This is a genomic window from Actinoplanes sp. NBRC 101535 (assembly GCF_030269225.1).
Classification (GTDB): Bacteria; Actinomycetota; Actinomycetes; order Mycobacteriales; family Micromonosporaceae; genus Actinoplanes; species Actinoplanes rectilineatus.
In genome coordinates this window covers 77,721-89,216 of sequence record NZ_BSSY01000005.1, presented here as the reverse complement: position 1 = coordinate 89,216, position 11,496 = coordinate 77,721, and the positions used below count along the sequence as shown (strand labels likewise).

12 protein-coding genes are annotated in these 11,496 nt (G+C 67.5%); all 12 read right to left on the bottom strand.

Annotated elements, in window-relative coordinates:
• Nucleotides 1-6: 6 nt before the first annotated feature.
• A complete protein-coding gene (locus tag QSK32_RS15315; protein WP_083449167.1) occupies nt 7-1,119 on the bottom strand; it encodes a nucleotidyltransferase domain-containing protein in 1,113 nt (370 codons plus the stop codon).
• Nucleotides 1,116-1,385, bottom strand: coding sequence for a phosphopantetheine-binding protein (locus tag QSK32_RS15310; RefSeq protein WP_063775532.1), 270 nt, complete (start codon nt 1,383-1,385; stop codon nt 1,116-1,118). Before QSK32_RS15310 ends, QSK32_RS15315 begins: the two co-directional genes overlap by 4 nt.
• Nucleotides 1,386-1,391: 6 nt before the next feature.
• Nucleotides 1,392-2,192: a putative capsular polysaccharide synthesis family protein gene (locus QSK32_RS15305; RefSeq protein ID WP_157411147.1), complete on the bottom strand. Its 801-nt coding sequence runs from the start codon at nt 2,190-2,192 to the stop codon at nt 1,392-1,394.
• Nucleotides 2,189-3,028: a class-II aminoacyl-tRNA synthetase family protein gene (locus QSK32_RS15300; protein ID WP_245674042.1), complete on the bottom strand. Its 840-nt coding sequence runs from the start codon at nt 3,026-3,028 to the stop codon at nt 2,189-2,191. The genes QSK32_RS15305 and QSK32_RS15300 overlap by 4 nt, the downstream gene beginning before the upstream one ends.
• 77 nt (nt 3,029-3,105) lie before the next feature.
• On the bottom strand, nt 3,106-5,649 hold the full coding sequence (locus tag QSK32_RS15295) for a glycoside hydrolase family 2 protein (RefSeq protein ID WP_045743813.1): 2,544 nt from the start codon (nt 5,647-5,649) through the stop codon (nt 3,106-3,108).
• A complete protein-coding gene (locus tag QSK32_RS15290) occupies nt 5,646-6,782 on the bottom strand; it encodes an acyl-CoA dehydrogenase family protein (protein ID WP_045743814.1) in 1,137 nt (378 codons plus the stop codon). Before QSK32_RS15290 ends, QSK32_RS15295 begins: the two co-directional genes overlap by 4 nt.
• Nucleotides 6,782-7,027 (bottom strand): acyl carrier protein, encoded by a 246-nt coding sequence (locus QSK32_RS15285; protein WP_045743815.1) that lies wholly within the window; start codon nt 7,025-7,027, stop codon nt 6,782-6,784. The genes QSK32_RS15290 and QSK32_RS15285 overlap by 1 nt, the downstream gene beginning before the upstream one ends.
• Before the next feature lie 8 nt (nt 7,028-7,035).
• Nucleotides 7,036-7,638, bottom strand: coding sequence for a carboxymuconolactone decarboxylase family protein (locus QSK32_RS15280; RefSeq protein ID WP_285472284.1), 603 nt, complete (start codon nt 7,636-7,638; stop codon nt 7,036-7,038).
• Nucleotides 7,635-8,087, bottom strand: coding sequence for a holo-ACP synthase (locus tag QSK32_RS15275; RefSeq protein WP_052720648.1), 453 nt, complete (start codon nt 8,085-8,087; stop codon nt 7,635-7,637). Before QSK32_RS15275 ends, QSK32_RS15280 begins: the two co-directional genes overlap by 4 nt.
• Nucleotides 8,084-8,986 carry a hypothetical protein gene (locus QSK32_RS15270; RefSeq protein ID WP_045743817.1) on the bottom strand — a complete coding sequence of 301 codons (903 nt, stop codon included), beginning with the start codon at nt 8,984-8,986 and terminating at the stop codon, nt 8,084-8,086. Before QSK32_RS15270 ends, QSK32_RS15275 begins: the two co-directional genes overlap by 4 nt.
• Nucleotides 8,983-10,293 (bottom strand): DegT/DnrJ/EryC1/StrS family aminotransferase, encoded by a 1,311-nt coding sequence (locus QSK32_RS15265; RefSeq protein WP_045743818.1) that lies wholly within the window; start codon nt 10,291-10,293, stop codon nt 8,983-8,985. The genes QSK32_RS15270 and QSK32_RS15265 overlap by 4 nt, the downstream gene beginning before the upstream one ends.
• 18 nt (nt 10,294-10,311) lie before the next feature.
• Nucleotides 10,312-11,295, bottom strand: coding sequence for a thiamine-phosphate kinase (locus QSK32_RS15260; RefSeq protein ID WP_045743819.1), 984 nt, complete (start codon nt 11,293-11,295; stop codon nt 10,312-10,314).
• Nucleotides 11,296-11,496 lie beyond the last annotated feature (201 nt).

Genomic DNA, 11,496 nt, shown 5'->3' with positions numbered 1-11,496 from the left:
ATCGTGTCAGGTCCGGGCCATCAGGGGGCGGCGGTCCCGGGCGAACAACCGGGTACGCATGTCGGCGCCCCAGACCGCCACCTCCGCGCCGGTCGCCGCCGCACTGGCCAGGAAGGTGTCGCTCACCCGGCCGGCCAGCCCGAATCGATCGATCAGACCGGTGCCGAACGTCCGGTCGAGATGCTCGAACACCCAGCACACCGGTTGCACCACGTCGTACCGTTCCACCACCTCGACGAAGCGGCCTCCGTCGAGATCGTCCGCATAGCGGCGGGACAGCCGGATGACGTCGCCGAACTTCATCAGGTCGACGTCCTGCTCCTTCTCCAGCCACCAGTCGAACCACGCCTCCCGGAACAGGTGCAGCACCGTATCGAGAAACTGATGGACCGGCTGAGCGCACGGCACCCGAAGCTGGGGCGGGACGTCGACAGTCACCTCGGTCCGGGCGGCCAACACCTCGTCGACGTCGACCTGGTAGGGAGACCGGGCCCAGGTCAGGCTGGTCGCGCAGTCGACCTCGATGATCGGGACAAGCGGATCACCGGTCACGAACGTGTACTGCGGGAGATGATCGGGGTTCAGCCGGTACTTGATCAGCTCGGCACGGTCGAACGGGACGACGACCTCACGGCGGAAGTCGAACAGACCACACTGGTATCCGAGTTCCTCGAGAACCTGGGTCACCGCGGGGCCGTCCGACTGCCGCACCAGCAGGTCGAGGTCGCCGATCCACCTGCTGCCGTTCCCGTGATAGACCGTGGACTCGTAGGCAGCGCCTTTACGTGCCACGGTCGGCAGCCCTCGCGAAGCGAAGGCCTCGGCGACCCGGCCCAGTTCGGCGTACCACACCCGGCGGCGGTAGCGGTTCACCGCAAGCACGCTGTGCAGGTGTTCGAGGACCCGGATCGGGACACCCTGGGTGATTCCAGACTCGGCGATCTCGTGGGCGAGCATCGGCAGCATCTTGTGCCGCAGAGCATGGTCGAACACTTCACCCCAGCGCAGGCCACCGCCGATCAGCCGGCCCACTTCAGCGGTACGGACGCCGGGATCCGTCTCACGGCACAGCATCTCGAGGAGTTCCCACTCCGGGCCAGGCGTAGTCGGTGGGGTCATGCCGCCTGCGCCCCCTCACCGGAGAGCAACACGTGCAGGTTCTCGAGAAGGGACCGGCGGGTCGAGAACGTGCTCTCGGACAACATCGCGTCCGGGAACTCCACGCCGAAGGTGTCCTCGAGGTCGAGCACCAGGTTGACGGCACGCAACGAGTCCAGTCCCAGCTTGACGAGCGGGACCTCACCCGGCACCTCCTGGTCCGGTTCGATCGCCGGAAGATGTATGCGAAGCACATCCTCCAGGCGCTGATTCAGCTCGTCGTCCATGTCCGTTCAGCCTTCCTGTCGCTTGGTCCACCGGTCGGTGAACGCGTCGATCTCCTGATCGGTGTAGAAGTGCCGCGCATACTTCGCGTCATACACCCGGCGGCACGTCCTCTCCGGAATCCGAACCCGGTCGAGGACCCGGCGATAGGTGTTCACCTCATACGCGGCCTGCAACTTCTCGGGTGACCGTGCACTGGCGTACACCGGTGCCACCGGAACGTCCACGGCCACCGTCGTAGCCTCGGACAGGACCCGGGTGAGGTCCTCGGTCCGGAGAAGTATCAGGTCCACACCCGCCGTCCGGATCCATTGCCACCCTCGGGCGTGATCGAAGGCGTGATCGAAGACGTCCACACCGAACACCGCGCCGAGTTCATCGGCAAACCACCGGCAGGTGTAGTTACGTCGCTCGTCGAAGCCGAGGAACTGGGCCGCGGCGCCACGGGCGATCCGCCCGACATCCGGCTCGGGCCCGTCGACCAGGGCGGGGTTGAGAAGGTCAACCATCTGGACGTATGCCGAGACGTCCCGGGCGATCACCTCGCGGACCAGGGTGAAGACGGTCCAGCGCACATCCGGGCGTGATCGCCGAAGCTCCCGGAGCTCCCGCGAGGCCGCCAGATGAGGGACACCCACCTCGGTACGGAATCCGGCATACAACCGTTGAGCCCGCTCGATCCCCTGGTCGGAAAGGTAGTGGATCTTGTAGAGGTTGGGCACACCCGCAGCGCGCAACGACTCGTACAGGCTGGAGGAACCGACCTTGCCCATCTGGTAGACGACGTGCACCGTGTCGCCGCGGCTCACCCCCACAGAGCATCCCGGGTCTCCGACGGCCAGCCGGTGAGGTCGGGCCCGAAGGCGGAGGCCAGCGCGAAGGCGATGCGCTCCTGCCCGAAGCCGATGCACGAGGTGGCGGCCACCTCACCGCCGGAGGCCTCGATGCCGAACGTCCGGCCGAAATGGTCCCGGTGGTTGTTGCAGGACGCGACCGCCACCGGGTGCCCGTCGATCTCTGTGATGATCTCGTACTTGAGCCCCTGTTCCCGCTGGCCGCTCGCCAGCAACCGCGCGCCCCGGCCGAAGAACGGGTCGGCGGCGGGCTCGCAGCGGGCGACGAGGCCGAGCGACCGGATCACCGTGAGGGCACGGTCGCGCCAGCTACCGAACCAGGCGTCGACGTCGCGCGATGTGCCGATCCGGACGAACTCCCGCTGACGGAAGGCCACGAGCCGGCCGACCTCCTCGGACGGCTCGTGCCGGAAGCAGTAGCTGCTGGTGTCCACCACCGCGTCGGCATCGGGTCGCCCGGCATACTGCGGATACACCGGATAACACGCGGCCGGTGTCAGCACGTACCGCGTGGGCCGGACGACATCCGGCCAAGCCGTCCTCTCCGCCATCGCCCGACTGAGCATCACGTGGTCCCGGTCGTCACCGGCGAAGGCGTGAACGGTACCGAAGAGCTGCGGGAAGGACTGGCCGAACTCGCTCTGCTCGAACACCTCCCGGCTGATCATCGGCGGAAATCGGAGGACCCGGGTGCCGGCATCACGGCCGACCCGGGTCAACAACCGGTCCAGCCCGGTGAAGACCTCCTCCAACTCCGCGCCCCACCCGAACAGACCGTCGCCGGTCGGCACCAGGAGACCGTGATCGCGAAGTGCCGGGGGGAAGCCTTCCGGTATCGATGCCGCAATACGTCGTGATGTCGTACCGGTCACCTGAGGTACCGCCCTTCGTCGTGGTTCTCCTCGAGGACCAGAGCCGTGCGGGTCACGGCGTTCAGAGCGCCCACCGTGCCGTGACCGACCGGATGTCGTTCGTCCCGGTGCAGGGAGACCTGTCGTCGCCGGCCCGGTACCAGGTGGAAGTAGTTGTCGTCCGGGGTGTAGCCGGGAACGTCGAGATGAACCGCGTGGGCGGTCCGGGAGGCCGACAGGCACACCACCGGCCCGTGAGGACCGGTGGTGACGGTCGCGGTCAGCTCCAGGTCCAAGGTCTCGTGCGCGGTGAGCCCACCAGGCAGGTACACATCCTCCGCGAACGCCGTCTCCGGTGAAGCGGGACCGGCCAGTTCGGCGAGCACCGCGTCGTAGCCGATCGGGCCGAAGGCGTACGCGTGGTTGAGGTCGCGAAAGCCGTCCAGCAGTTCCTCCACCGCCACCGTTCGCACCGAGGCCGCCTCGACAGCGAGGGTGGTCACCGCGGTGATCGGGACCGTGCCACGCACCGGGTACACAGCGATCCGGAGCACCACCTCCTGCGCTTCGTCACCGTCGTTGACGATCCTGGCCTGAATCCCGTTGAGGCCGGCATCGACCAGGAACACCGTGAGCGGTCGCCAGGCCCGGCGCAGATAGTGGTAGGCGGCCTTGGGGCGTCCGTCGGCGTCCACCACGCCCCAGCCCGAGCCGAGAACGAGGTCGCGCCAGAACCACACCAGACCGCCCCGGCACTGCCCGCCTCCGGTACGCCACGCCACGAAGACCCGGTGCATCAGCTCGCCGGTGGTGACCCGGGCCAGATCCAGATAGCGGTCCACGCTGTCGTAGCGGACCCGCATCGGATCGACGCCGAACAGCATGCCGAGGTAATGATCGCGAATATCGTCGAAGTCCCAGCCGACCCCGCGGTCGCGGGGACTCGCCGCCTTCCACGACGGGCTCTGCACGCTCAGCTCACCGGCCCTCCGCAGACCGGTCAACGCGGCCGGTTCCGGCACGTTGGCGAAGGCCAGCGTCTCGCTGGCGAACCGCACGCCACAGATCTCCGCGTCGCTCGGGTCACGCAGGTACGCGCCGACACCCTGATAGTGGGCGTCACCGGCCGAAGGGTGCATCGGCAGTGACCCGCCGCTCGGGCTGGACGGCCAGTAGTGGACCGCCGGAACCCGTTCCCGGCAGAGATCCCGCAGGTCCTTCTCGAACCACGGGGGCGCCCAGCGTTCCCGCGGCAGCCCGAGCATCGCCGCCTGCTGACTGACCTCACTGTTGCCGCAGAGCACCGTCAGACAGGGGTGACCACCCAACCGGTCGAGCTGGTGTCCGGCTTCCTGGCCGGCGCCGCGGGCGAAGCCGTCGTCCTGGAACGGATAGTCCATGTTGGCGAACATGAAGTCCTGCCAGACGGCGATGCCCAGTTCGTCACAGCAGGCATAGAAATCGTCCGACTCGTAGTACATCGGCCCACAGATTCGGATCATGTTCGCACCCGCGTCGCGCAACTGCTCCAGAGCCGTCCGGTAGTCGCCCGGAGAAGCCGTCAGCGCGGCCGGGTCGATCGGCGTCCAGCACGCGCCACGGAAGAAGATCGGGACGCCGTTGACCCGCAGTGCGAGATCGCCGGGGCCGCCCGCGCTGTCCACCGTCCGGAACCCGGTGGCCGGCAGGTCGATGCCGACCGTCGTCCCGTCGCTCAACCCGACGGCCACCCTGACCGGGTAGAGCATAGGTGTGCCGTGTGTATGCGGCATCCAGGGCTGGACACCGGCAACAGTCACATCGGCCATGGCTTCCGGACCGGTCAGGGTCATCGGCCACTCCTGGCCGTTGCAGAACAGGTGCGCGACCACCACCTGCCGGGCGGGTCCGGGCCGCAACGACAGGTCGACCCGGAGAGACCCGGTGACGCCGTCCCAACCGGTCGACACCGCCGCCCGTGTCACTCCCAGATACCGCGCGGCGACCAGCCGGACCGGGCGCCAGGGGCCGACCGGTGCGGGGCCCCGTGACCAGGCCGGGATACGGCCCAGCATCGTGGTCCGGAACCAGCGCAGACTCTGCTCTGCCACCAGCCGGGTACGCCAACGTGGCCGTGGCCGGCGCTCGGCGAGCCGCGGCGCCAGTGCCGAGAACCGGATGACGAGCTCGTTGCCGATGGGATCGAGACCGCCCCCCGCATCGAGCCGGTGTGCCAGGAACATGTTCTCGCCGTGTCCCAGGTGAACCCCGTTGAGCCAGACGTCGGCGATCGTCGCGAGACCGTCGAGATGCAGGGAGAGCATGGCGCCGTCCGGCGGGTCCGCCCGGAACCCGCATCGGTACCACCAGTCGTACCGATCGGGGTCGGCGGTCTCGGCGGGGACATCGGCGGGGCTCCAGAGCCGTGCGCTTGATGCGACGGTTCCGGGCACCTGGGCCGGGAGCCACCGCTGTTCGGTGGGCAGCGATCCGGGGTCCGGATACGCTCCCGGTGCCGACCAGCACAGCTCCCACGCCGTCGGCTCAGTCTCGGTGACTCCGTCGGTACGGACCGGCGTCATACCCGGTCCACCGCGCCCGATCCGAGGATCGGCGCCTCCTCCTTGTGGCTCATCAGCAGCCCGGCACCGGTGGCGAGAAGGCGCTCGTTGGCCACCATCATCGGGGCGGACAGGACGTCGCGCAAATGACGGGCGATGCTGGCCGGTCCGCGTTCCTGATAGCCGGCTATCCCACAGACGGTGAGCGCTTCGAAGGTGACCTCACCGGCGATCTCGGATACCGCGACCTTGACATTGGCAAGCTGCAGATCCGTGCTCCATCGCTCCGGGCGATCGCCCGCCTTCCGATCGAACTGTTCGGCCGCGGCGGCGACCATCGACCCGGCCATCTGCAGCCTGCCGTAGGCGCGGGCCAGGCGGGCGGTCGCCGCGGAGGCGGCCCCGGGCTTCGCGCGTTCCCTACGCCGGAGGAACACGCGTGCCCGGGAGAGCGCCGATCCGGCTATGCCCACCCAGCATGCCGCCCACAGTATGTGCGAGAACGGAAGCATCGTCTCGCGCAGGATCCGGTCGAACGGGTGGGGGAAGACGTTAACGGTGGGCACCAGGGCCGTCAACCGGAACCCCGCGCTGCACGTGCCACGCATCCCGAGCGTGTCCCAGTCGCTCAACTGCTCCATCCGGCTCCCCCCGACCGGTACCACGACCAGGACCTGGTCGCCGGGAGCCGCGTCCGGATGACGCCGCGCCGTGGCGAGAACGGCATCGGCGTGGGCACCGTAGGAGATCGTGGACGCCTTCTTGTCCACCCGGTATCCGTCGCCCTCCACGATCAGCGCGGCGATGCTGGTACGGATGTCGCCGCCGACGCCGGCCTCCGAGGTGGCCGACGCCAGCAACCACCTCTCTCCGGACGCCTGTTCCGTGAATCGGCGCAACCCTTCCGATTCGCCGTGCCGGAGCAGACATGCAAGCTGGATGTGATGCATGGCGAACGTCATCGCGGTGGACGCGCACGCCGCGCCCAGCGTCTCGGTGATCGCGACCAGCTCACGCAGTGAGACACCGGCATAGAGCAAGCCGGCTTCGCGCAGTGCCCCGATCGCCTCGGACGGAAAGCGGGCCAGCCGGTCGACGTCGTCCGCATGTTCGGCGGCAATCCCGGCGACCTCGCGGGCCACGCTGTCGATCATCACGAGTTCACACCCAGCAATTCCGCCACCGAACGCTCGATGTCGGCGATCGTGGCGAATGCGGCGCGGGTGAGCATGTAGTCGGGGAACTCGATGTCGAACCGTTCTTCCAATGCCAGCATGACGTTGACGCTAGCGTGTGATGTCATTCCTTTCTCGTACAGATTGTCGTGCGGATCGAGGCTCGCCGCGCTGACTGTCAACAACGCGTATTCGTCGAGCACCTGTCGGAGTTCGTCACGCATGGGATTCCTCAATCTGCCAGCGTCCTACTCAGGTCGAACAGTGACTGCCTGAGTGCCGGATCGGCACATTTTCCCTCGGGTGGAATACGAAGGGCGGTGGCGAATCGATTCCAGAAGTTCTTCATCGACAGAACAGCCGTGAGCTCGACGAGAGCCTCGTCGGAGCTGAAATGCCGCCGGAGCTCGACGAGTAGATCCTCGTCAACGGCGTCCCCGCCCTTGACCAGTACGGCGGCATATCGCAGCGCCGCCACGGTGGCGGCCGGATAGACGTCCGCGTGTTTCTCTCCCAGCGCCAGCAATTCGCCGGGTTGCCATCCTTGCCGCAACGCCTCGCCGGCAGCGTCGTCCACGCAGTAGTCGCAGCCGTTGAGCAGCGATGTGTAGAGACACAGCAGATCGACCAGTCGGCGATCGACGCAGCGCAACGCGTCGTAGATCTGCAGGGCCTTGGTGGTGGTCTGCCAGACGGCGGCGGAGTGTGCGGTCGCCCGGGTGAGATTGCGGACCCGGCCCGCCTGCTGTTCGATCCGGTAGATCTCCCTGATCCGCGGGACGGTGACCTCTTCCTGTTCCAGCAGGCGTACCCGGCAGTGATCGGGGTGGGTCACGAGCTGCTCCCTTCTCGCGCGGCCTCGGCCGGGGCGGCGGCGAACCCGATCGCCGTCGCCATCGCGTACTCCCGGCCGTAGCCGACACAGACCTGAATGGTCGCTATCGCGCACCGCTCGGCATGGACCGCCGCTCTCCGGTGCAGCTGGACCCGGACGCCCCCGGTCGGTTCTCGGCCGGTCTCCCCCTCACGGAGATCGATCTCCACCTCACGGAACGAGACCTCCGTGCTGCCCAGGACCTTGATGACAGCCTCTTTCGCGGCGAACCGTGCGGCGTACGCCGTACCGCGGAAGACGCCCTTCGCCTCACAGGCTCGGATCTCCTCCGAGGTGTAGACGTGCCGTAGGTACCGATCGCCGAAACGGTCGAGAGACGCGCCCACTCCGGCGATCCCGAGGACGTCCGTGCCGATGGCCACCACCGGCGGGTCGAGTGCGGCCGTCATCGCGTCACCACGTCGCGGAGAAGCCCGTGGAGATCACGTTCCCTCTCGGTGAGCGCCCGGAGCAACCGCAGGGTTCTCTGTCGATGCCGGAACTCTCCCGCCCGTGGGTGCGTCGTGAGCACGTGTGTGGTGTACCACTGCTGGGCGAGGTCACGGAGGGCTGCCGACACCGGTACGGCGGCCTCGACGCCGGCATCGGCCAGAGCCTCGAACAGGCGAGCCGCTGCGTGACGTTCCGCCGCCACCCGGCAGACGTTCACCGGGTCCGAGGTGTGCTCGGCCCAGTCCAGGAACACCGCCAGATGCCGGAGATCGGCATCGGCCTGCGCCGCCATGTCGCGGCTCACCGCCGTGAGCACCTGAACCGGTGTGGGCATCCGCGGGGTTCCGTGATCGACCGTGTAGATCTTCCGGGGTTCGACACGGCCCACGCAGGGATGATCGCGCATCAGACGGTAATCGGCCGGCGCGACCGTGACCGGTACCGGGTTGTTCGTGGTGTCCAGGATGGTGGCGCCGACCGGACTTCGCGAGAGAACCACCACGGTGTGCACGACGTGTTCGGTGCGGTGGTAGGGCGACGGTACGAAGTAGGCGTCGATCTCGGCCACCACCGGCCGGCCGGCCGCCAGCTCGTTCTGTTCACACCGGTCACTGTCACTCGATGCGGCGAACGAGTACTGCCCCACCCGGACCGCGAAGAGATCCGCCACCAGGATAGGCCAGCGCCCGCCGCCGTACAGGACGCCGTCGCCCTTCCACCGGGCGCCCCATGACGGACACATCATGCGTTCCGCGTCGGGCATCCCGGATGCCGCGACGATGTTCGCGATGCCCTGCCAGTGGCACGTGGCGATCGGGGTGTCGCCCGTGTGAACCGGGCTCAGCGTCACCGTCACCGGTCGTCCCGGTCTTCACACGCCAAGGCATGCAGATCGTCGGCATGATCCGCCACCTTACGAAAAGCCTCGCCGAAGGCCTCCATCAGACCGTCGTCCGGCTCGGTGTACGTCGGCAGGGACAGCGTCACGTCGGCGTACCCCTCACTAACCGGCAGATCACCGGGCCGGTACGACCGGCGTTGTCCGCCGACCGCGAACTGTTCCGGCACACCATGTGTGATCAGCGGTGGCTCCTGCGCGCCGAAGATGGGCAACAGATGCAGCGGGGGGCTGCTGACGTAGCGTTCCAACGGCACACCCTCGGCACGAACCGCGTCGACGTACACGTCGATGGGCAGGTCACCGAGATCAGCGGCCCGGTACAGAGGCCGGTACCCGTAGTAGACGTGCCGGGTGACGAGCCGTCCCATCGTGGGCGGAACGATGCCGGGCGTCTTCTCGAGCCGCTCGGACAGGAGTCCCATGTTGTGCCGCCGGCCGGCGATGTACTCCTCGAGACGATCCATCTGGGTGACGGCGAGCGCCGCGGCGAGAGCGTGCATGCGGTAGTTGAGGCCGAGTCCGGTGAAGGCGTAGTCGCGGTACGCCGGGCTGTGCACGTCCTGCATCGAGCGGACGTTGAAGTGACCGAGAAGGACAGCTCGCTCGAAGATCTCCTGGTCATTCGTGACGAGAATGCCGCCCTGACCCGCGGAGACCAGCTTCTTGCCCTGGAGACTGAACACCGCGACGTCGCCGAAGGTTCCGGCCTTGCGATTGTCGTACTCGGCGCCGTGCGCGTGTGAACAGTCCTCGATGACCTTGAGACGATGCCGCCTGGCGACATCGAGCACCCGGTGCATGTCCACCGGGTTACCGGCCATGTGGGTCACCACCACAGCCCGGGTACGTTCGGTGATCCTCGCCTCCAGATCGACCGGATCGAGGTTGCCGGTGTCCGGCTCCGCGTCGACCAGCACCGGCACCGCGTTCGCCACCAGCAACGGCATGACCGTGGCCAGGAACGTGTAGGTGGGTGCTAGCACCTCGTCACCCGGGCGAAGGCCGAGCCCGAAGTACGCTGAATGGAGCGCGGTCGTGCCCGACGAGGTGGCGAGGGCGTGGCGGACACCGAGGTAGTCCCGGAACCGATCCTCCAGTTCGCGGACCTGCCCCTCCCTGCCGTAGTAGGACAGCTCACCCCGCAGGACCATGTCGGCGACGATTTCCGCGTCCGCGGGACGAACCGGCGGCCAGACGAACGGCGGCGCCTTCTCCAGTACCGGACGTCCCCCCAGAATCGCCAGATCACTTCTTCCGGCCATGACTTCCTCCTCGCCGCGTCACCAGGCGTTCTTGTCCACCATGGCTGTCCAGTCACTGATGGCGTCACCGCGCCGCGCCTTGTCGTCCCACAGCCGCTCGAGCGGGCGGGGTGCCGTGTCCACGCCGCACCAGGTCACCTCAGGATCAGCGGTGACCTCACCGATGCGGAACAGCGGGGTGCCGTGCCCGGCGAAGATGCTCGCGACCTCATCCCAGCGGTGTGGCGCGACGGTGTATCCGTGTGCTCGTGGCATGTCGAAGCCGTACTCGACGGCAAGCGCGGCGGCCGGCACCCCGAGGGCCTGGGCGCAGGCCGTCAACAGCGGCGGTTCGGGTATCCGATGCTGCTCGACGCGGACGCCGAGACCGGGAGTTCGGATGATGGTGTAGAGGAATTCGACGAGGCCGTCACTGAGATCCATCCCGGAGGTTATCGCCCCGGGTGCCCGCTCGGCGGTATCGACGATCGCCTGGTGCGGCGCCAGGGGCATCAGGTTGTAATCGGCCAGTCTCCGTTGCGAATCCGCGTCGAGCCGGTCCCATCCGCCTTGTTTGCGTAACAAGTAACTGGCCCAGCCGAGCCCGAGTTCGGTGGTCACCGCCAGATAGTCACCGGGCCGGGCACCGCGCCGCCGGATCACGCCGGCCGCGCCGACCGTTCCCCAGCACATGGCGACCGTGCCAAGGTGCGGATTGACGTCCGTGTTACCGCCCTCGAACCGTGCTCCGTACTCGTCCAGCACATCGGTGATACCCGCGCACAGCTCGTCCACCTCGCGGACGTCGGTGGCTCCCGGCACCGCCAGATCCAGTGCGAACCCACGGGGGCGCGCGCCCATCGCCAGTACGTCGTTAGCGGTGCACGCGGCGATCCAGCGGCCTTGGAAACGACGTTCCATTCCGGCCGGAATCGGTCGGTCAATCGGTGATGGATGGTCGATCGAATAGACGATCAGCGGAGATCCGTCAAGAGCGAACAACGCTGCCGGATCGATCACCACGCAGTCTTCCAGTGCATCCGCACAGGCTGTTGAAGCGTGACTTGAGAGAACGTCTCGAATAAATTTCTTCTCGCCAAGATCTTGGACTGACACCATTTTCAGAATCCCCCGCGTCAGGTGAGTCCCGGTTCAACGGATGAGTCACTTCACAGCGAAGCACGAAGATCCACCGCCGCCGAGCTTACGCATGAGCGTCGATGA